The organism is Mycobacterium farcinogenes (genome assembly GCF_019739075.1).
GTDB lineage: Bacteria > Actinomycetota > Actinomycetes > Mycobacteriales > Mycobacteriaceae > Mycobacterium > Mycobacterium senegalense.
In genome coordinates, this window is sequence record NZ_CP081673.1 from 1790077 (window position 1) to 1810340 (window position 20264).

The window sequence follows — 20264 nt, forward strand, 5'->3', positions numbered from 1 at the left end:
GGCCGTTGGGCTTTCTGTCAGGCTTAGCCCTTGTCGAGCAATCGCTCAATGTTGTTGACGCCGAACGGGGTCAGGCCAGTTTTCTCGTCACTGGCAAGCACGATGTACCCGGGGCCTTGGTGGTTCTTGGTGATCAGCAGAGTCTCATTGTTCATGCCGACATCGGCGCCCGCCTTCTTCAGCGGCGCCACGATCTGGGTGTTGAGCGCGGCGAAGAAGTTCTGGTCGATGTTGTCGGTGTTCCAGGCCCGGTAGCCGCGCGGGCTCTTCTCGATCGGTCCCGCCTCGGTGTGGCCGCGCACCCCGATCACCGAGGCCTTCCAGGCCTTCTCATCTTTGGTGACCTTGTGGTCCTTGACGGCCTGGTCGATGTCGCCGCGGGCGGTGGGGTCCAGCAGCGTGACGTGGATGTGCAGCTGGTCCTGGCCGCGGTTGTCGGCGGAGTTGATGCCCAACGCCCAATCCGGCGCCTGGCCTTGGTTGCCCGGCGGCAGAACGCTGGCCGCTTCGAAGGCGTCCTTGAAGTAGTGGGGAGCATCGCCGTCGCGCAGGTTGTCGCATTCGATACCGGTCTCGCGGGCCGTCGGGATCACCAGGAGGTCGGTCAGTTGAGCCGGCTTGTGGCCTTGGCGCACGGCGTAGCCGCGGGACTTGTCGCCGCCGGGGAACACGACGTCGATGGCGCCGTCCATGTGCTTCGGTGTGGCGTACTTGACGTCCTTCCAGAGGTCGACGTTGTCGTTCACGTGGCCGCACGGACCGAACTCGGTGGCCTGCGCCCCGGCGGTCGGTGCGACAGCGACTCCGATGGCCGGCACGGCGACGGCTGCGGCGATGAGAGCGAAGCGGCGGGCGAACCCGATGCGGTTGGTGGTGGTCATGTGGTGTCCCCTCGTGGGTGGTTGGTGTGTTGGATACACCATCCCGTTTGGGAGCTCCCGTGTATGTCCGCCGGTCAGGCCATGAATCGCCGGAATCGCCTGTCCCCCGATCGGAGGACAGGGCTAGCCGCAAGGCATCGGCCCTCTGCCGAAAGGCAAAGGGCCGATGGGTGATTGATGCGGACGGGCGCCGTCAGTCGGCGTCGGAACCGCCGGCGCTGGCTTTGGCGTTGCCGCTGGTTTCGCGCGACGGCTTGCCGGCGGCCTTCGACTTGTTCTTGGCGTCGGTGATCCGGCTCTTGCCCGACTTCGGTGTCGCCTTCAGTGCTGATGATCCTGCCTCGACAGCCTTGGCTTCTGGGCCGGTGTTGCGGCTCGTTCGGACCAGGTTGCGATTGACGGCGGCCTTGACTCGCTCGCTGATCGACTTCCGCGGTGCCAGCTGTGGGGTCGACTTGGCTGCGATGCTGGTCTCGGTCGCGTCGGGCTCATCCGGGATGGGCGGCGCCGGATTGATCGGGGTGTTGATCCGGATGCCCGGTCCGATCTGTTGGACGATGCGATTGACCAGTCCCACTGCTCCCGCGACGGAGAGATAGCCGTTGTTGACGGTAACCACGTTGCCGCACTGCCCCGTGTTGCACGGCTCCGTGATGAATGGGGGCTGGACATTGAACGCCAGGGCCAGTCGTCCGCCGGGGATGCCCTCGAGGAAATCGCCCACCTTCACGACGCTGTCGCTGCCGTTGGGGAATGAGAAGAGGTTGCCCACGGCGATCGCCGCAACGCCTGAGCCGAACGCCTGAACATCGTTGCGGTTGCCTAGGAGATTGAGCGCGGCCGCCCCGAAGCTTTGATTGTCTTCCAAGCCGCCGGCCCACACTCGCATGTCCTTCGTCGTTCCTTCGACGGAATTGGCATTGCCGCCGAGGTTTGCGGCAAGGTTGAAGCTGCCGAAACTCGACTCGACATTGCTGGTTCCCAACTCCTCATTTTCTCCGGCAAGCCACGGCTCCAACGCATTTCCGAAGTTGAATGCGAAGTTGGCAAAATCACCGTTCTGTCGGCCGGCAACGGCGGAAGGGTTGGTGCCTTGCGCCACGGCCCAGCTGACGAGGCCGTCGGTGTATGCCTCCGAACCGGTACCGCCTGCCCAGGCGGCGGTCAGAATGCCTGCCGAGCTTGCGAATGCGTCTCCGAAGGCGATCGCGCCGGTGACAAATCCGCTGGAGACCGCTACCGCATTGGGCCCGAGGCCGAGTGCGAAGTTGCCCAGGGTGCTCGAGCAGCCCCCGCCGATGTTTATCCCGCTGATTCCCACACACCACGCATGTGCCGGTGCGGGCGTGCTCATCGCTGCGACCGCCATCCCGGAGGCCACGGCGCCTACCAGTCCTGCCATGGCGAGTTCCCGACGCTTACCCATCTGTGAACCTTCCTCCCCAAAAATTGACACGAACGTAGCGACGTTATGTCGCCGGATTGGCGCACCGGAGGACATTGCTCAATTTCCCGCGTGATCGAGGTGTCGATCTTTTCTAAGGAAAATATCTGCCGGTCAGAGAAATCCTCCCGTGCCCGCAGCGTTCGCCAGGTCTTCACGACTTTGCAGTACATACTTTTGGTCCCATTCAGCGGTGAGTGCCGCCGTGAGCTGATGGTTCCGCTATTTGCTACAGACCTGATATGCCACCGCATCGACGCCGGTCCAGGGCGGCTGTCCGTACGGTCCGCCTACGATCGGGCGGTATGACCCGCAAGCCTGTATTGATCGTGGTGTTGGCGGCATTCGCCGGAGCCGCTCTGGTGGTCACGCCGGCACCGGCCACCGCGGCACCCTGTCCCGATGTCCAGGTGGTCTTCGCGCGCGGTACCAATGAGCCGCCGGGCCTGGGCAGTGTCGGCGGTCCGTTCGCCGACGATTTACGGTCGCGGCTGGCGCCCCGCACCGTCGATGCGGTTGCGGTCGACTACCCGGCCACCAACGACTTCAACGTGAGCACGCCGGCCGGTACCGATGCCGCGCGCTCCCTCATCGAGTCCATCGCGACCAGCTGTCCCAACACCAAGATGGTTCTCGGCGGCTACTCGCAGGGCGCGGCGGTCATCGAAAAGGCCACCAACGAGGCCGCCCCGCAGGTCGCCGATCATGTCGCGGCCACCGCGCTGTTCGGGACACCGGTCACCAGCTTCTCGGGTCTGCTGGCCGCCGGGCAGACGCTGCCGATGCTGGCGCCGCAGTACACGGCCAACTCCATCGCCCAGTGCAACGAGGGCGACCCGATCTGTTGGGAAGGTGGCTGGGACATGGGTGCCCACGTGTCCTACGTGCAGTCCGGAAAGGTCGCGCAGGCAGCCGATTTCGCCGCAGGCAAGCTGTAGGCAACCTCAGCCTCGCGGCCGGCAAGGGCTCAGAGCGTCTTCCATGTGAGCGCGCGCTTGTTCGCCCGCGCCGTGGTGCCGGGGCGGGTGCCCGCGCCTTGCCGGTTTAGTTCGGCCGGATCGGTGCCACTGCGCAGCCGCTCAAGCAGATAGTCCGGGTCGAAATTCACCCCGATGGGGTTCTCCGCGAACGAGCCGCTGAGAAAGTAGTCCGCGGTCTCCTTCGCAGTGGCGAAGTTCTCGGCCTGGAATTCCAGTCGCACGCCGTCCGGGTCCTCGTAGTACAACGATGTGGTCGGACCGTGGTTGATCGACCACACCGGGGTGATGCCGACGCTCTTGAGCCGCTCATAGGTCGACAACAACTGTTCCAACGATCCGACGGTGAAACCGAGATGGTCGATGCCGTAGAACTTTCGGCGCAGGCGGGCGAGGGGGAACAGGTAGCGCAGCACGCGCGGTACCTTGACCAGTGCGAGGCGGTGGCTCTCCTCGTCCCAGGTCAAGAATGCGATCTTGGAGTCTTGGTGTACGACGCGGGCGCCGAAGACCGTGCCATACCAAGCGATTATCTCGTCACTGCGCGCGGTTTTGACCACCCAGTGAGCCAGGTAGTCCGGTGCCAGATTCTTCCCGTCCGATGCGGTCACCGGCCAATTGTCCCGCCGCGCCCATGGGTTGCGTAGCGTAGTCGGCTACCTGATTTCGCCCGTACCCAGACATGCCGCGGCAACTTGCCGAATTCTGCCCGCTCCGTCCGGACGCCGGTTACCGTGACACAAGTCGAGTTCGATGTAACGGGGGGGCGAATGATGACGCGTGTCGCAGCGTGGGTGGGGGCTGGAGTTTTCACGGCCGGGCTATCGGCGGCGGTACTCGCCGGGGCCGGCACCGCTCACGCCGACGAGGACGGCGGGTCGAAGCACGACGCGAAGCCGGCGGCTACGCACAACGACTCCACGCAGAAAACGCAGAAGCCGAAAACGCGCGTGATGAAACAGCGGCCGACATCGGCGGTAAAGAAGGTAACGAAGCCGGCCACCGACACAGAGCCCGAGACCAAACAACGCAGCGCGGAGACGCAGCGGCCCAGCCGCCAACTCGCCGATACAGTTCGGGCCAAGGCGCGCAGTGAGATTCGGGAAGCCGCCCGCGACGAGCAGAACCCAGTGGACGACGTCGATGTCCGGGTTCGGCCGCCGATCAGCATCAGGTCCGCGCTAGCTGCGCAACGTGAGCGCCTGCATCCGCAGGCGGAGGTTGCGACACCGGCAACCGAGCAGCGCGATATTCAGGTGCCGAGAACGCTGCGCGACACTCTGCAGCAGGCTGTTCCGAAGCGGTCCGAAACAGAAGGTGCCGTCGATCTCGCCGCGGCCGCCGCGGTCCCGAACGATCCCATCGAGGCGATCCACGATGTGATCCGCAGCCTCGGTGCCTTGGCGCTCAACCCCGAGCCGCAGAACTATCCCAAGCCGGTATCGGTGATCACCGGTGTCGTGTTCGACACCTTGGCCGCCCTGGAGCGCGCCGTGGGCGGCGACCCGGTGGTCCCGCCCGCCTTGCGCGACTCGGTCGAGGTCAGCACCTCCACCTTGGTGATCTCAGAAGGCCATGAGGTCGAATCGAATTGGTATTTCCCCAAATCCGACAATGGTGAGCCGCCGACCCGGATGATCTACCTGCAGCACGGCTTCCTGGCGAATGGCCCGCTCTACAGCTACACCGCGTCCTATCTGGCGCAGTCGACCAACAGCATCGTGGTCACCACGACGTTCTCCTCCAACCCGTTCGAAGAGGACGGCATGTGGCTGGGTGGTGACAACCTGCACGAGGCCGTCGCGCAGCTGTTCCTCGATCCTGACCGCACCGCTCTCAATGCCAGCATGGACACGGCCGAGTTGAAGGCCGGCCGGACCGAGGATCTCGACGTGCCGATGCAGTTCGTCCTGGTCGGGCATTCCCTGGGCGGCGGGTTCGGCCCGGGAGTCGCCGGGTACTACGCCGAGGGGCTGACGCGTCGGCGCGATCAGGGGCTGGATGCGCCGAACGACCTTGCCGGAGTGGTGATCTACGACGCGGTGCCGATGGGTTCGATCATTCCCGACGCGATGGAACGGCTCGACGAGCTCGAGACGAACGGGACGGCCGACCCGAGTGACGACGACCCCGACGACTACATTCCGATCTACGAAATCGGTGCCCCGCTGAACTTCCTGAACGTCTTCAGCGACGTCAACGACCAGCTCACCGAAGCGAGGCCGGGGCAGTTCACCGGTGTCGTCCTCGAAGACGGCGTACATATGGACCCGATGCAGGGCGGTAATCCGTTGATCCAGGCCGCGGCGTACCTCATCGCCGGGTTCCCGCAGCCGCAGAACCCATTGGCCGTCCGCGAGTTGTCGGCCGGGTGGATCAACGACATGTTCGACGAGAAAATCGATCCCACGACCGGGATGTGCCTCACCGACTGCGCGGGCCAGTACGGCGACGGCGACGACTCGTTCACCATCTCCACCGACAAAGGTGACGCCGTGGCTGTCCTGATCGGAACGCAGAAGGCCACCGATCTCACTTCGTTGCGCGCCATCAGCGTCACCGACTTCATCTCCGCGATCCCGGCCGGCGTGCTCAATGGCCTGCAGACCACCTGCGATCTGTTTACCGGGGACAAATGCACGGTGTAGCGACGTAGTGTTCAGTCATGACTGAGGCGCTACCCAAGACCGCCCTGGAACTCCGGTCGCTGGTGACCGAGGACGGCACGCTTGAACTGTCGCTGCACGAGGTTGCGGTGCCCACCCCGGCGCAGGACGAAGTGGTGGTCCGGGTCGAAGCCTCGCCGATCAACCCGTCGGATCTGGGCCTGCTGATTCCCAGCGCCGCCGACATGTCGGCGGCCACTGTCACGGGGACGCCCGACCGACCTGTCGTCACCGCGCCACTGCGCGACGGGGCACTGGCCGGGCTGGCGGCGCGCGTCGGCATCTCGCTGCCGGTGGGCAACGAAGGAGCGGGCACCGTGGTGGCGGCGGGGGAGTCGGCGCAGGCGCAAGCGGTCCTCGGCAAGACCGTGGGTATCGCCGGTGGTGCGATGTATGCGCAGTACCGGGTGGTCAAGGCCGAGGCGTGCCTGGTGCTGCCCGAGGGGGCCAGCGCCAAAGAGGGTGCGTCGTCCTTCGTCAACCCGCTGACGGCCCTTGGCATGCTGGAAACCATGCGCCGCGAAGGACATTCGGCTCTGGTGCACACGGCCGCGGCGTCGAACCTCGGCCAGATGCTCGTCAAGGCGTGCCTGGCCGACGGGGTGCCGCTGGTCAACATCGTCCGCAAGGCCGAGCAGGAGGAGATCCTGCGGGGACTCGGTGCGGTCCATGTGTGCAACTCGGCGTCGCCGTCGTTCGAGACGGATCTCGTCGAGGCACTCAAGGCGACATCGGCGACGCTGGCATTCGATGCCACCGGCGGTGGCACGTTGGCCAGTCAGATTCTCAACGGCATGGAGCGGGCCGCGAACGCGACTGCCGCGCAATACTCCCGCTACGGGTCCAGCGTGCACAAGCAGGTGTACATCTACGGCAGCCTCGACACCGGCCCCACCGTGCTGACCCGAAACTTCGGGATGGCCTGGGGTGTCGGCGGTTGGCTGCTCACCCCGTTTCTCGCCGGTGCCGGGCCCGAGACCATTGCCCGGTTGCGCGCCCGCGTCGCCGCGGAACTCACCACGACGTTCGCGAGCGCCTACACCCAAGAGGTCTCACTGGCCGGCATGCTCCAGCCCGAGGCATTCAACAGCTACCTACAGAAGGCCACCGGCGAGAAATATTTGGTGACTCCTCAAGCTTGAGTGTCCACCTGCTCGTCGAGCCAGTCGAACATGACCTGGTTCGCCCGCGACGCGGCGCCCATGTGGCAGTGCTCGCCCGCACCGTCCGCCTCATAGAGCGTCACCAGCGTGGTCTTCGCGTTGACCATCGCCTCCGCCGCCCGCGCCGGCTCACCTTTGAAGAACTGGTCGTTCTCGGCGTCGAGCACCAGCACCGGGGTGGTGATCTGGTGGGCCACGTCGGCGATCGTGTAGGCCTTGAAAGCCCGGGCCAGCTCGGCGGGTGAGTCGATTCCCAACGCCCACAGCCCGTTTCGCACCGCCCAACGTGTCTGGGTGTTCACCGCCATCAGCAGTCCGAGCACGGATTCGGCGGCCTCGTCATTGCCGTCGTCGACCCACTTGGACAGGAACGGCGGCATCATGTTGGCCAACGCCGCGTGGAAGTCGTGGACGCCGTCGTTGAGGATCACCGCGGCGAGGCGCTTCTCGAACGCGACGGCACGACCCACCAGGTAACCACCCAGGCTGTAGCCGAAAACGGCGATAGCCTCCGACGCGATCTCGGGACGGGTGAGAGCGAAGTCGACCACCGGGGTCAGCACAGCCTCCCAGTCCGATCGGAATGTCAGGCCCTGCTCACGCAACGCGGCGCCTTGGCCGGGTCCGTCGAACGCCAGCACGTTGTACCCACGCACCAGGGCCCCGGCCGCGAGCGCGACGTAGGACTCTTCGAGCGTCGAGTCGTAGCCACCGTTGAAGATGACGGTGGGGCGGGGGATTCCGGAGTCGTTGACGAGATAGAGGTACCCGGGCAGCGTGGTGTCCAGGTACGGGACGGCGATGCGCTCAAAACCGAAGTCGAACAACGGCATTGAATCCAGGAACGTCTCGCGTGAGCGGTCGAACAGATCCTTGGCTTCTGAGTCGTCGGCGGGGTTCTCGCGGAGGTAGAACTCGGCGGTGCGGTAGTAGTTCGACGCTCGCAGCAGTGCTTCACGCGCGCTGACGGTGTGACCGGCGGCCATCGACTGGCGGCCGAGGGCCTCGACCCGCTGCGCGGTGGCCTTCCATTCCCGATGCCAGGCCGCCTCATCGCCTTCGGGAATGGCTCGGGCGGTCACCAGGATCTCGCCCAGATCGGCGCCGCCGGCGTTGGCGTAGCCCGCTGCGCGAAGTGTTTCGAACGAGAACGACTCGTCGTCGAACAGAAATTTCATGACTACTCCTAACGAAACGGAACTGCATCGTCTCGTTTACGGTAGAGCCAGAGTAAACGGAACGCAACCGTTCCGTCTCGTAGAATCGGCCCGTGGCTTCTCCTGTGCGTCGGACGTCGGGCGGTCCCGTCCTGCTCGATGACGTGACCGCTGCGATCGAGTCCGCGTTCTTCGAGGAGTTGGCCGCCGTCGGGTACGGCAGGCTCTCTGTCGACGCCGTCGCCAAACGTGCCGGCGTCGGCAAGGCCGCCATCTACCGCCGCTGGAAATCCAAGCAGGACTTGGCCGTCGACCTGGTGACCAAGGTGGCCGTCGCCGCGATCGACGTCCCCGATACCGGCACGCTTCGGGGCGATGTCCGGGCCTACCTGCAGAACGGACGCGAGGCGCTCACCCACCGGCTGGCCCGCACCATCATCCCGGACCTGCTGGCAGAGGCCGCCCGAGATCCCGACTATTCAGCCACGATCGCCGGCCAGATCCGAGAACCACGGCGTCTCAAGGCTTCTCAGCTTTTCGAGCGGGCTCGGCAGCGCGGCGAGATCGCCGACGACGCCGACATCGATGTCGCACTCGACATGATCGGCGGAGCGCTGTACTGGCGCCAGTCGGTCATGCAGATCGACGCCGACGACGACTATCTCGATCGGCTGAGCGACGCCATCGTCGCCCTCGTCGCAGCCGACTCACGATCTGCGAAGCGCTGAAGCCGCATCCTCACCGGTCGGTGATATCGGCGTACTCCGGATGTTTGTCGATGTACTCGGCCACCATCCAGCAGGTCGGCACGATGCGAAGCCCGGCCGCGCGGGTGGAACGCAAGGCTTCGGCGATGAGGATGGTCGCCAGACCGCGGCCGCGATACTGCGGCTCAACCTCGGTGTGCGGAAAGACGCGCCGGCCGTCTCGGTCGTGGTAGTCGGCGAGCCCGACCGTCTTGCCCTCGACCTCGATCGTGAACCGGTCAGGGTGTTCGGTCACGCTGGTCGCAGCACCGGTGCGGTCGAGTTGGGTCCCCGAGCTCATCTGGCCTCCATTCGCCGTTACCCCCACGATAACCGCGGCAGTCGATGTCGAAGGATCCCGGCATTTGCTGATGAGGCGCCCCACACCGGTGTTACGTTCGAAAAATGGATCAAAAGCTGATGAAACGCGCAGGTGCGCTGGCTGCAGCTTTCGCCATCACTGGGGCGGCTGCCATCGCATGCTCAGAGGAATCAAAAGACCAGACCAGGGACGCCTTGTCCAGCGCGACGAGTGCTGCGTCGTCGGCCGTCGATGCCGGCACGAGCAAGGCCAAGGAAGGAGCCAGCTCGGCTTCGAGCGCGGTCTCGTCCGCCATCGAAGGCGCGCCCAGCACGGTGAACGCTCCGGGTGTCGGCGAGGTGGTGCTCGACCCTCCCATTGCTGAGGAGTACTCCGATGCCGGTGGTGAAGCCAAGCTGGGCCCGCCGACCGCGCAACCGGAGAAGGTCGGGGATGGGACCGTGCAGGCATTCGCCAACGGCACCATCTTCTCTTCGCCGTCGACCGGCGCGCACGTCGTGCAGGGCGAGATCCTGCGCGTCTACACCGCCAACGGCGGTCCCGCGGGCAAGCTGGGCTTCCCCACCGAAGACGAGGATGAGACGGGCGGCGGTCCCGATGCCGCCAACGGCGGGTGGATCTCCGAATTCCAGCACGGCACCATCACCTGGCTGAACAAGGGTGACGGCACGTTCGCCGAGACCGTTACGCCGAAGTAGCCGAGCTACCAGACGCGCACGTAGTCGACGAGCATGTCGGCCGGGTAGGTACCCCCGCTGGGGTCCTCACCACCCGACCCCGCGACCGCGAGGTTCAACACCACGAACATCGTGTAGCCCGGCTGGTTGAACGGCCAGTCGGGCAACTGGCTCGCCGAAACCTCGAAGTAGGGCTTCGCGCCCTCGGTGTAGTCCTGCCAGAACCGGGCACCGTTGGCATCCCATTGGGTGCGCCAGGTGTGCCACGCGGTGTCGACGGCGATGTTGTGGGTCTCCCATTCACCGCCGTTGGACTTGGCGTGCACCGTCGTGGCCGAGGGCCATTTGCCGTTGCCGTACCACTCGACGATGTCGAGTTCGCCTTCGCCCAGCGTGCCCAGCCAGAACGCCGGCCAGGCTCCCGCGGTAAGGCAGTTGAACTTGATCCGAGCTTCCCAGGTATGCCCGGCGCCGCCCTCCCACACGCTGGCCAGCTTGGCCCCGTAGTAGGTGTCGCCCTCCTTGGTGGCCCGGATGACGAGGTTGCCCTTGCCGTCGAGGAAAGCGTTCTTGCGGTCGTCGCGGTACTGACCGATACGGCCGGGTACCTCCCAGTACGTGGGGTCCTTGATGGTCTCCCGGGCCTTGGCGATGGTCCACTTCGAGGTGTTCGGCGACGACCCCGCGGGGCCGTCGAATTCGTCGGCGAACACGTAGTTCACCGCCGCCTGGGGCGCTGAGGGCGCCGGGACGCGCGGTGCCTGAGGCTTGGCCGGGACGGCCTGAGCTTGTGGAGCGGGAAGTGCCGCCGCCATCACGCCCAGACCTGACAGCATCATCATTTTTCGGCGATCCAAGTTGGCCATGTTGGACCACGATAGCCGTGCGGCGTGCGCGGGTCGGGATTGAACGGTTTTGCCAGCCGATGCGCACAGTTCAGAGCGTTCCCATAACGAACGCTTCAGCTCTCCTCAGCTACCGCCGGGACAGTGGGTTACATGACCACGCCGATCGAATCTTCGCGCCGAGCCATCCGGCGGCCCGGTGCGCTGACCGCTGCCTTGGTGGTCGGCGGGGCAACTGTCGCCATCCTGCTCGGTATATCCACCGCTGGGCAGTGGGTGACCGTGCTGGCCTCGCTGGCCGGCTTCGCCACGGCCATCACGATGATCGCGGCCGTGGTGATCAGCTGGGAACACGTCGTCCTCAACGCCCGCAGCGCCGGGTTGGTGGAGACCGAGGTCGAATCCCGCTGACCTGATCGTGGGCTGACACATTCAGATTGCGGACACGGTCGTGATCTCTGCCGGATCACGGCCCTGTGCGCAATCTCAACGCGTCGACCGTGAAAACCGCCCTAGCTCTGCCATAGTCATGGATCGTGGGCGGTGACAGCATGCACTACTTGCGACGGTCGTTCTGGGCGTTGGTGGGTGTCGCTGTCCTGGGTTTCGGATCGGCCGTGTTGCGCGTGGCGCAGGTGGGTGTGGATCCCTACACCGCCGCCAACATCGGCATCAGCAACACGATCGGCCTGGATCTCGGTACCTACCAACTGATCAGCAATGCAGTGCTGCTGATCCCGGTTTTCTTCCTGGGCCGCATGTACATCGGGATCGGCTCGGTCATCAACATGGTGATGACCGGGTATTTCGTCCAGTGGTTCTCGGCCCTGCTGAACCCGCTGATTCCCGACGAGCCGACTCGGTTGGTGCAGACCGTGATGTTCCTGATCGGGATCACGCTGTTCGCAGCCGGGGCGTCGATGTACATGACCGCCGCGCTGGGCAACGCCCCGTACGACGCCATCGCGCCGATCATCGTCGACCACACCCGCTTGCCGTACCGGGTGGTGCGCGTGGCCCAGGATCTCGCGTTCGTCGCGCTGGCGCTGGCCTTCCACGGACAGGTGGGCATCGGAACCGTGATGACCGCGTTCTTCGCGGGCCCGCTGATCGACTTCTTCACCGAAAGGGTCAACAAGCCGCTGATGAAGAAGGACCTGGCGGCGCTCGAGGCGTTCCAGCGGCGGGTCAAGACCACCCGCTGGCATTTCTGAGCCCGAAGCGCCTCGATGCACCTGACCTAGGATGCGTAGGTGATAGCAGGACCCTGGGCGTCGCACATTCCGGTGGCGACCGTCGGGCGACCGGCAACCGCACGCGCCGGCGTTGCCCGCCCGGGAGTGATCCGCCTGCTGCAGAATCGCACCGGCCTGGCCGTGGTGGCGGCGCCCGCCGGATACGGCAAGACCACCGTAGTGGCGCAGTGGGACGACGCCGATGAACGCCCGTTCGCGTGGGTGCGGCTGGACAACCTCGACAACGACCCAGCCCACCTGCTGCTGCATCTGGCGACGGCGCTGAACCAGGTCAAACTAATCGACCCGGCGGTGCTGCGTTACCTGCAGGGCGCGGGCCGGGCGGAAACCCAGCTGGTGTCGGCCTTCGTCCGGGCCCTGGAGAACTGCGGGCCTGTGGTGCTGGTGCTCGACGACATTCACGAATTGTCGGCCCACTCAGCCCTCGACACCCTTCGCGCGGTGGTGGACCTTGCCCCAGGTTCCGCGACGCTGGCACTTGTCGGCCGGCAACTGCCCGCGCTCGACCTGGCGCGGCGCCGACTGCAGGAGCAGGTGGTCGAGATCGGAATTCCGGAGCTGCAGTTGTCCGGATCCGAAGGGGCACAGGCGTTCGCGGCCATCGGCGGTCCCGCCGACAACGCCACCATCGCGAGGGTGCTCGACAAGTGCGAAGGCTGGGCGGCCGGCGTGGTCATGGCCGCACTGGCGTTGCGCGACGGCGCACCCGATGAGGCGATCACCGGCCGGCACCGGCTGGTGGCCGACTATCTGGTGGAGGAAGTGCTCAGTCAGCTCGAACCCGACACCGCCACGTTCCTGACGGAATCGGCCGTATTGGACCGCTTCTGCGCCGACGAACTCGACGCCCTCCTGGGTCGCACCGACTCGGCCGCGATGCTCGCCGCGATCACCGGTTCGGGCAACATGTTTCTGGTTCCCCTTGATGGGCAAGGCATCTGGTATCGCTATCACCAGCTGTTCGGTGATCTGCTACGGGCGCGGCTACGCGACCGTGATCCGGACCGGTTCCGGGAATTGGCGACGAAGGCGGCAGACCGGTTGGCTCAGGCCGGTGACATCGACGGCGCGTTGGCCCAGGCGCTGGCCGCAGGGGACCGCGCCCAGGCGGCGGTTCTGGTGGGCATAGACGCGGTGCGGTTGGGTTTCGACGGCCGCGCCGGCATCCTGGCCCGGCGGCTCAGCCTGATCGATGAGCAGACCTTCGCCGAGTATCCCGACGCCGCGATCGCGCGGGCCTGGCTGGGCGTGATGACCGGCGACGCCGAATTGATCCAGCGGTCGTTGCTGACCGCGAGCGCCGCCGATACCGGTGAACCGCTCGCCGACGGCACGCCCTCGGTCGAGGTGGCTGCGGCACTGATCGGCTCACTGCTGGGTGTCGGAGGAGTCGGGGAGGTGATCCGGCATGCCGAAACAGTTTGCGGCGCAGGCGATCACCTGGTCAACCCGTGGTGGGGGGCGGCCACCACGATGAAGGGCGCCGCCTTGTCGATGCTCGGCGAACCCGCCCAGGCTAGGGCCACCCTGGAATCGGCGCTCCCGGTGATCGAGGACCTGCCCGGCTTCCAGGCCGCCGCCCTGGCCCACCTTGCCGCGCTGGATCTCCGCGACGGCGACCTGTCGGCCGCCGCCTCACACGCCGACGCGGCCCGCTCGATCGTCGACTCGAGGGACCTGTCCGACATGGTCCCGATGGTGGTGGTCTACGCGGTCGACGCACTGGTCCGATCTCGCCGCGGTGATGTCGCAGGCGCGCGCTCGGCCATCCGCGCGACCAAGCGGCTCGTGGAACGGCTGGGTGACCTGTCGGCCCGGACCGCCCTGACGGCCCATGTCCTGGTTGCCGGCGCGGCCGCGGAGATCGACGACACTGAGCTGTGCGAACGTCACCTCGGTGAGGCCGAACGCGCCTATCGGCGTGAGCCCGGGGCGGTCGGCATCGCGCAATGGTTGGAGCGCATCCGGGCCTTGTCGGCGGCCCGAGCGACCCGCGGCGCCCGACCGTCGCTGACGACGGCCGAACTCCGGCTGCTTCCTCATCTGGCCACTCACCTGTCCCTGCAGCGCATCGCTGATGAGCTCGTCATAGGCCGGGAAACCGTTAAAAGCCAAGCCAAGTCGATCTACCGCAAGCTCGGCGTCTCATCCCGGGCCGCCGCGGTAGCCGAGGCCGACAACCTCGGGTTGCTCAGCGAGAGCGCGCGAGCCGCCGCGAGAACGGCAACAACATCAGGAACTCCACGATCAGCACCACGGTGATCATCACGACCACCGTCGCATCGTCGAAGTTCTGCCCCGCCACCACGAATGCCGCCGCGGCATTGCGCTGAGCGGTTCCCAGCGCCAAGACATCCCGTGCCGCGCGGCCGCCCAGCAGCCAACCGATCACGGCGCAGATCACCGTGTACACGATGGCCGCCAGGATGCCGAACGTGCCGAAAACCGACAGCACGCTGTTGAAATGGGCGGCAATCGTGAACACGATCACCAGAATCATGCTGACGGTCGACACCTTGCCGACCATCGGCCGGATGCGCTCGGCCAGGCCGGGACCACGGGCCCGCAGCAGCAGGCCTGCGGCCAGCGGGATGAGCATCAGTACCACCAGAGAGGCCGCGATCTGGGCAGGGTTGACCGCGGTGCCCGCCACGAAGATCGGCAGTACCAGCGGCATATACCCGACGGTGACCACCATCAAGAGCACCATCAGGCCCACCGCGAAGCCCATGTCGGCTTTCGCGAACTCGGCGAGCTTGATCAAAAACGGTGCGCCGGCCGCCAGCCCGCACAGCAACAGCCCGACCCCGAGCGGTTCATCGAGATCGAACACCTTCCACAGCCCGAACGCGGCCAACGGCGCCAGCACGAAGTTGGCCACGAGGGACAGGGCCACCAGCCGAACATTCTTGAGCGGGGCCAGAATCTGGCCGACTGTCAGGCTCAGACCGACGGCCAGAGTACTGGTGACAACGAAAAAGACAACGGCGATATTCGAACCCTGCAGCAGCAGATCGTTCATGCCCTGCCCCCGTCAACCCATCGTGACCAGGTTGCGCCAGAAGGACTTCAGGCTGTCACTGGCGCCGAACAGGGTGGTGAAGTGAGTTGAGTCGGCCAGCACGATGTCGCCTGCGCGGTCACCGGACGGTGGCATGTGGATCAGTGCGTTGAACTCGGTGTTGCCTGCCACGGTGAACGGGTGCGGCCGGGTCATGTCGATCGGTTGCCGGCCCAGCACGCGCAGATCTGGACCCTCCGGCGCAGTCAGCGCGTAGTGCGGCAGATGCGGATGCAACGCCAGCGTGCTGACGTCGCGTAGCAGCCCCGCGGAATCGAGATCGCGGAAAGCGGTCAGCGGCACGATCTGTTTGGTGCCTTCGACCGTGGCGGGCCGCAGGCCCCAGGTGTTGTGCACCGGGATGTTCAGCCCGGTCAGCAGCGAGCGGGCATAGCCGCTGAAGCGCTGGATCCGTGGTGTCAGGGGATCGCCGTGGTGCAGATACTCCATCTGCTGCTGCTCTTTGTCATCGGTGAATCCGACGTCGTGATGCGGTGCCAGCATCAGGCAGGTGCCCTCGCGGTTCAACCACTGCCGGATCGCGGTGATCTCGTCTTCGGTGGCGGCCTCGTCGCCGAGCAGATGGTCCAGGCCGAAGATCATCAGCGTGTCGGTGTCGTCCAGGATGCGTTCGTCGATCGGTAGCCGGTACCCGGCCTGATCGACCCGCTGGAACACCGCCACCGGATGCCCGGTCGCCTCGCCTGCCACGTCCTGGAAAAGCAAGGACGACCGGTGGAACAGTTCCAGCGTTCCGTCGATGCCCTGCAGGAAGTCGCGCGGGTCGTATTCGGGACCCGCGTAGGCCGGCCACGTCGCCAGACGAACTTCCGTCATGGTGGAGAACCGGTTGTACAACAATGCCGGATCGCGCTGGACCTCCCACGGGTAGCTCCAGGACCAGTAGATCGACACCCGCCGTGTGCCGTTGTGCGGGCGGCCGATGTGCGCCTGGTTGTAGGTACGGGCGTAAGACTGAGTCGCCATGTCGGCTCCTAATTCTCGAGTGTCGTGAGATAACGCAGCGCGCTCAGGCCGGGCAGGAAGAAATACGCCCCACCGCGCAGTGTGGTGAACGCAGGTAATCCCTTGAGTACTTTCCGGATCGGGCGCTTGGGAATCTTGAAGTCCAGCGTGCCGTCCTGAGTACCGCAGATGGGATCGTGTTCGTTTCCGAGATCTTTGAACGCCGCGTCGTTGATCCAGACGTTCTGGGCGAACTCGAACTGCCGTACCAGGCTGGCGCAGATCAGGAACATCCCGACGCCGCGTTCGATGCCGTCGTCGGCCACCCCTTCGGGTAGCGCCGGACCGTAGGTGCCGCTGCGCCGGATGAGCCTACGCCGGTTCGGATTCGGTTCTGTATCGCGCGGATTGAGGCGACGGGCGTGGGCACCGATCGGGCAGGCATATCCGTGCGGATCCATCTCGCCGTAGTCGAAATCGTTGTTGCGCATCGGATCCGCACCGAGTTCTGGATCGTCGTTTTCGGGAGCCAGGACCAGCGGCGCACCGCTGCGCCAGCGTCCCATGAACTTGGCGGCCAGCAGTTCCTCACTTTCGGCGCCCTCGGCATTCTGTTTGAGGTAGTCGCGGAAGACCCCGACATGTTCCTCCAGGCGGCGGTACGCCAGGTAGCTTCCGTTGCGCGAAAGCACCTCGGGTGTGGGCTGGTTGGCGACCAGTCCCTCCTCATCCGGATAGCCGAGGAGGAACTCGCCCGGTGCCAGGTACCCGCCAGCACCGGGTATCAACGCCTCACCCGAGCCCTCCATCTGCGGCTGGGCCACCGGATCGCGGTACCCGAAGTGGTCGTGGTCGTATTCGAACGGTGCGGTGGCGGCCAGATCCAGGTGCGACAGGGACCGTACCCCGGGGCAGCGAGCCAGCAGCGCGTCGTGTTCACCGACGCACCGCACGCGTTCCTCTTCGTCCCGGGCGAACAGGATGACGATCGCGTGCAGGTCGTCACCCGCGAGCCCGCCCGGCCAGTGCTCGGGTGCGGCCGCACCGGTATCCCCGAGGATGTCGGCGCGCGCCGCCATGCCTTCACGGAACTCGTTTGGGAAGCTCGCCAGCGACTCCTCGTCAAGCCCCAGCGCGCGCAACCCGTTCCAGGTGAAAGCCAGGTTGACCCAACGCTTGAAGACATTCACAGTTTCGCGGACATCGGTGGCCGACTGCACCAGGGGAACCATCTCCGACAGCCAGGCCCGGCCCGCTTCGGGCGTGTCGAAGGAGAGGAACTCGTACCGACCGGTCAAGTGGGGTGTCCCGGTCAGCATGATGTGTTGGATGTCGTCGAATTCGAGTTGGGTCATTGCATCTGGTCCAACATGTCGGAGAACGCGGCCTTTAGCCGCAACGCCTTCTTGACCTCGTCGGCCGTCACGTACGGGTACTCGCCATATTCCAAGAAGCTGGGCACCTGGTGCTCGCGGACGAACATGATGAACGCTTCGGGGTTGGTCTTCCAGTCCTCCGGGAAGCCCTCAAGGTTGACGAAGGCCGTGGTGATGCCCGTCGAGCTGAACAGTTTGACGGCATCTTCGGTGTACTTGTCGAAATCGGTGTCGAAGATGCCCTGGTACTGGAAATGCAGACCGGAACCGACGTCGAACAGCTGCCAGCGCAGGTAATGCAGCTTGAGCGGCGCCAGCACGTCGGGTTGTGCGGCCACGGCTGCTTCGAGCTGCTTGCCGTAGGCCCGGATAGCGTCCTCGCGGCCTTCCTTCACCTTGGCGATGATGTTGAAGCCATAGCACGCGGGGGTCCGGGGGAAGACCGGGCCGTAACGCCCCCGAGTCAGTTCGAAGTAGCCCTCCTTCGGGATGGCCAGAGCTGCCGGCTGGGACCAGTCGTTGTTTCCGTTGTGCGCCATGGCAACGAGACTATGAACGCAGCCGGCTCACGTCGTCCCCCAATTCGGGGGAAAACAGCTCGTCACAGCCGGGAAGCGCTGATATGTGCGTCACGGGTGGCGGCGCTAGGCCAGCCGCTCAACTTCGACGAAGACGATCGGGTCATGGTCGCCGCGGTTCTCCACGGTGTGCTCGGAGCCGGCGGAACGTGAATAGCTCTGGCCGGTTACGAGTTCCGCGACGATCTCCGTGCCGTCGGCGGTGATGACATGCATGGTTCCGGTGACCAGCGGGACCACCACATACTCGTGGTCGTGCCGGTGCATCGGGATCGCACCGCCCGGATCGATCGTCCACTTGGTGACTCGGAACAAGTCGTTTTCGAGCTGGACCTCACCATGAGATCCGGTGGTTTCAGCCATCAGAAGTCCGGTGTGCTGACGTCTTCGAGTTCCGCCTCGGGACCGGTCGGCGCGATCGGTGCGGTCGGCGTTGCCTGGCCTTCTGCCGAGCCGCACTCGCTGCCGCTGACCCCGGCTGGGCACAGGGTGTTGCCCGACGGTGAGTTCGGCACCAGGTACGGGACGCAATTGCCGGTGTAGGTGTCGTGGTCCTCTCCGGTGGGGCAGGCCGCCTGCGTGGTAGACGGCGCGGGCAATGCGGTGATCGGCGCGGCGATCGCGATGGCGAGCGCGGCGCCGAGAAGCAGTTGTCGAACCGTGTGCTGTTCAGCCCTCATGTCCTCATACTCTCAGTCGATGACCGCGGTTGCCTTGTGCACGGTGATCGGCGCGGCCAACTGTTGCTCATCGCAGATCCGTTGCAGATTCTCCAGCGTCTCGGCCAGGCCCGGACTGATTCGGCGGCCGGGGGTAAAGGTCGCGGGCAGGTGCTGCATGCCTTGGATGACGCCGATCGTCTCGTAATGCACGGCACCGGCAGGATCGCATCGGTAGTCCGGCATCCGGTCGAGCACGCCGGTCAGCATCGACTTGAACACCGTGCGTGCCACGTTGGACCCGATACAGCGGTGCACGCCCAGCCCGAAACTGAAGTGGCGGTTACCTGTTCGATCCATCATCAGTTCGTTGGGCTTGTCGAAGACGCGGGGATCGCGGTTGGCCATCGCCCAGGACAACCAGAGCCGCTCACCCTCCTTCAGCGGTACCCCGTCCACCTCGATGTCCTCGGCGACGGTGCGGCCATCCCCGGGTGCCGGCGTGAAGAACCGCAGGAACTCCTCGGTCGCCGAGTCGAGCAGGGAATCGCGGTCACAGCGCAACCGCTCGCGCTGATCGGGATGCTGGGAGAGCCATTCGAGCGAGTGTGCGGTCAAGGCTGTGGTGGTGTCGAAACCGCCGCCGATCAGGAGCATCAGCATGCCGAGGATCTCCGAATCGGGTGCCGGCTCACCATCGATGCGCATCTGCACCATGGCGTCGATCAAACCCGGCCGCGGATTCTCGCGGATTACCGCAACGTGGCCCATCATGTGTACCGCCGAGGCCACCGACAGGTCGAAGACGCGTTTGGCGTCGGGGGAGTCGGCGCGGGTGTACACCGAGGCGTGCGCGGGCTCGCAGTAGATCTCCCATTCGGCCAGGGGAACACCGAGCAGGCCCAGCGTCAGCACCGCTGGGACGATGTTCGCCAGATCGTCGACGAAATCGATGCTGCCTTCTTCGATCTTCTCGTCCAGACACGCCCGCACCAGCTCGTCGACCACTGGCTTCCACCGCGCGACCGCGGCCGGTGAGAGATACCCGTTGAGCGGTGTCCGGTACGCCCGGTGTTCTGGATCATCCATTTCCAACATGCCGCCGCGGAACTGTGTGCTCACCTCACCGCGCGGAATGTTGATGCCCCGGTAGCCTTTTCGTTCACCCACGACGTCGTTGTCGTTCGAGATGTGCGGGCATCGGGCCAGTTCGAATACCTGGCTGCTGCCGGCGGCCACCCAGTGCCCGCCGTAGGTGTCGGTCCAAGCCAGCGGGCAGGAGTCCAACATTTCGGCAGTGATCGGCTCGAACTGGTCGCGGTATTGCGGGGTGTGCCGGTCGAAATGGTAGCTGTGTTCGGAGTGTCGGGCTTCAGCCGTGGCACTGTCAGACATCTGCGCCCCCAACGTCGTTGTCGGTCTGCAGGTCTGAGGATAGGAACTAGAAGCGACGGTGGGGGCGATTCCGGCGGATCACGGCGTGAGATTGA

At 65.5% G+C, this 20264-nt stretch carries 21 protein-coding genes; 8 read left to right on the forward strand and 13 right to left on the reverse strand.

The annotated features are described in order from the left end of the window. Window positions 1-23: 23 nt before the first annotated feature. Together K6L26_RS08420 and K6L26_RS08425 are read right to left on the reverse strand one after the other, a co-directional pair. Window positions 24-881, reverse strand: a complete 858-nt coding sequence (locus K6L26_RS08420; RefSeq protein WP_221852936.1) for a CDP-diacylglycerol diphosphatase — start codon at window positions 879-881, stop codon at window positions 24-26. Between the two features lie 193 nt (window positions 882-1074). Beyond that, a complete protein-coding gene (locus K6L26_RS08425) occupies window positions 1075-2382 on the reverse strand; it encodes a hypothetical protein (protein ID WP_221852937.1) in 1308 nt (435 codons plus the stop codon). Window positions 2383-2630: 248 nt separating this feature from the next. Between K6L26_RS08425 and K6L26_RS08430 the strand changes: the two genes are divergently transcribed. Further along, on the forward strand, window positions 2631-3263 hold the full coding sequence (locus K6L26_RS08430) for a cutinase family protein (RefSeq protein ID WP_019348058.1): 633 nt from the start codon (window positions 2631-2633) through the stop codon (window positions 3261-3263). 29 nt (window positions 3264-3292) lie between these two features. Here the strand turns inward: K6L26_RS08430 and K6L26_RS08435 are convergent, their stop codons facing one another. Continuing rightward, entirely contained in the window at window positions 3293-3913 is a 621-nt protein-coding gene (locus K6L26_RS08435; protein ID WP_076213631.1) for a VOC family protein, read from the reverse strand. Window positions 3914-4075: 162 nt separating this feature from the next. On the opposite strand from K6L26_RS08435, the gene K6L26_RS08440 reads away from it, so the two are divergent. Both K6L26_RS08440 and K6L26_RS08445 read left to right on the forward strand, forming a co-directional pair. After that, entirely contained in the window at window positions 4076-5950 is a 1875-nt protein-coding gene (locus K6L26_RS08440) for a hypothetical protein (protein WP_131828874.1), read from the forward strand. A 17-nt stretch (window positions 5951-5967) separates the two neighbouring features. Next, the gene (locus tag K6L26_RS08445; protein ID WP_019348055.1) at window positions 5968-7110 is read left to right on the forward strand and encodes a zinc-binding dehydrogenase; all 1143 of its coding nucleotides are present in this window, start codon (window positions 5968-5970) and stop codon (window positions 7108-7110) included. Here the strand turns inward: K6L26_RS08445 and K6L26_RS08450 are convergent. After that, on the reverse strand, window positions 7101-8309 hold the full coding sequence (locus K6L26_RS08450; protein ID WP_076213636.1) for an alpha/beta hydrolase family protein: 1209 nt from the start codon (window positions 8307-8309) through the stop codon (window positions 7101-7103). The two genes, K6L26_RS08445 and K6L26_RS08450, sit on opposite strands and share 10 nt — an antisense overlap. Window positions 8310-8401: 92 nt before the next feature. Here K6L26_RS08450 and K6L26_RS08455 point away from each other — a divergent pair, with 92 nt between their 5' ends. Continuing rightward, a complete protein-coding gene (locus K6L26_RS08455) occupies window positions 8402-9016 on the forward strand; it encodes a TetR/AcrR family transcriptional regulator (RefSeq protein ID WP_245008705.1) in 615 nt (204 codons plus the stop codon). Between the two features lie 10 nt (window positions 9017-9026). Here K6L26_RS08455 and K6L26_RS08460 read toward each other — a convergent pair whose 3' ends face one another. Further along, on the reverse strand, window positions 9027-9335 hold the full coding sequence (locus tag K6L26_RS08460) for a GNAT family N-acetyltransferase (RefSeq protein ID WP_019348052.1): 309 nt from the start codon (window positions 9333-9335) through the stop codon (window positions 9027-9029). A 104-nt stretch (window positions 9336-9439) separates the two neighbouring features. Between K6L26_RS08460 and K6L26_RS08465 the strand changes: the two genes are divergently transcribed. Continuing rightward, window positions 9440-10054 carry an LGFP repeat-containing protein gene (locus K6L26_RS08465; RefSeq protein ID WP_019348051.1) on the forward strand — a complete coding sequence of 205 codons (615 nt, stop codon included), beginning with the start codon at window positions 9440-9442 and terminating at the stop codon, window positions 10052-10054. Between the two features lie 5 nt (window positions 10055-10059). Here the strand turns inward: K6L26_RS08465 and K6L26_RS08470 are convergent, their stop codons facing one another. After that, window positions 10060-10899, reverse strand: a complete 840-nt coding sequence (locus tag K6L26_RS08470; RefSeq protein ID WP_076213642.1) for a glycoside hydrolase family 16 protein — start codon at window positions 10897-10899, stop codon at window positions 10060-10062. Between the two features lie 132 nt (window positions 10900-11031). On the opposite strand from K6L26_RS08470, the gene K6L26_RS08475 reads away from it, so the two are divergent. The 3 genes from K6L26_RS08475 to K6L26_RS08485 all read left to right on the forward strand — a co-directional run bounded on the left by K6L26_RS08475 (window position 11032) and on the right by K6L26_RS08485 (window position 14396). Then, window positions 11032-11289 (forward strand): hypothetical protein, encoded by a 258-nt coding sequence (locus K6L26_RS08475; protein ID WP_036395071.1) that lies wholly within the window; start codon window positions 11032-11034, stop codon window positions 11287-11289. A 140-nt stretch (window positions 11290-11429) separates the two neighbouring features. Next, entirely contained in the window at window positions 11430-12092 is a 663-nt protein-coding gene (locus tag K6L26_RS08480) for a YczE/YyaS/YitT family protein (RefSeq protein ID WP_064896653.1), read from the forward strand. Window positions 12093-12131: 39 nt separating this feature from the next. Continuing rightward, window positions 12132-14396: a LuxR family transcriptional regulator gene (locus tag K6L26_RS08485; protein ID WP_221852938.1), complete on the forward strand. Its 2265-nt coding sequence runs from the start codon at window positions 12132-12134 to the stop codon at window positions 14394-14396. On the opposite strand, the gene K6L26_RS08490 is transcribed toward K6L26_RS08485, so the two are convergent. From K6L26_RS08490 to K6L26_RS08520, 7 genes are all read right to left on the reverse strand, one after another. Further along, window positions 14326-15156: a bile acid:sodium symporter family protein gene (locus K6L26_RS08490; RefSeq protein ID WP_221852939.1), complete on the reverse strand. Its 831-nt coding sequence runs from the start codon at window positions 15154-15156 to the stop codon at window positions 14326-14328. The genes K6L26_RS08485 and K6L26_RS08490 overlap by 71 nt on opposite strands. A 12-nt stretch (window positions 15157-15168) precedes the next feature. Then, complete coding sequence (locus tag K6L26_RS08495) at window positions 15169-16182, reverse strand: hypothetical protein (RefSeq protein ID WP_221852940.1); 1014 nt, start codon at window positions 16180-16182, stop codon at window positions 15169-15171. A gap of 8 nt (window positions 16183-16190) precedes the next feature. Beyond that, the gene (locus K6L26_RS08500) at window positions 16191-17516 is read right to left on the reverse strand and encodes a Dyp-type peroxidase (protein WP_221852941.1); all 1326 of its coding nucleotides are present in this window, start codon (window positions 17514-17516) and stop codon (window positions 16191-16193) included. Beyond that, window positions 17513-18076: a hypothetical protein gene (locus tag K6L26_RS08505; protein WP_064896624.1), complete on the reverse strand. Its 564-nt coding sequence runs from the start codon at window positions 18074-18076 to the stop codon at window positions 17513-17515. The genes K6L26_RS08500 and K6L26_RS08505 overlap by 4 nt, the downstream gene beginning before the upstream one ends. A gap of 105 nt (window positions 18077-18181) precedes the next feature. Continuing rightward, complete coding sequence (locus tag K6L26_RS08510; protein ID WP_221852942.1) at window positions 18182-18478, reverse strand: cupin domain-containing protein; 297 nt, start codon at window positions 18476-18478, stop codon at window positions 18182-18184. Next, window positions 18478-18795 carry a hypothetical protein gene (locus K6L26_RS08515; protein WP_221852943.1) on the reverse strand — a complete coding sequence of 106 codons (318 nt, stop codon included), beginning with the start codon at window positions 18793-18795 and terminating at the stop codon, window positions 18478-18480. The genes K6L26_RS08510 and K6L26_RS08515 overlap by 1 nt, the downstream gene beginning before the upstream one ends. A gap of 12 nt (window positions 18796-18807) precedes the next feature. Further along, window positions 18808-20169 carry a cytochrome P450 gene (locus K6L26_RS08520; protein ID WP_221852944.1) on the reverse strand — a complete coding sequence of 454 codons (1362 nt, stop codon included), beginning with the start codon at window positions 20167-20169 and terminating at the stop codon, window positions 18808-18810. Window positions 20170-20264 lie beyond the last annotated feature (95 nt).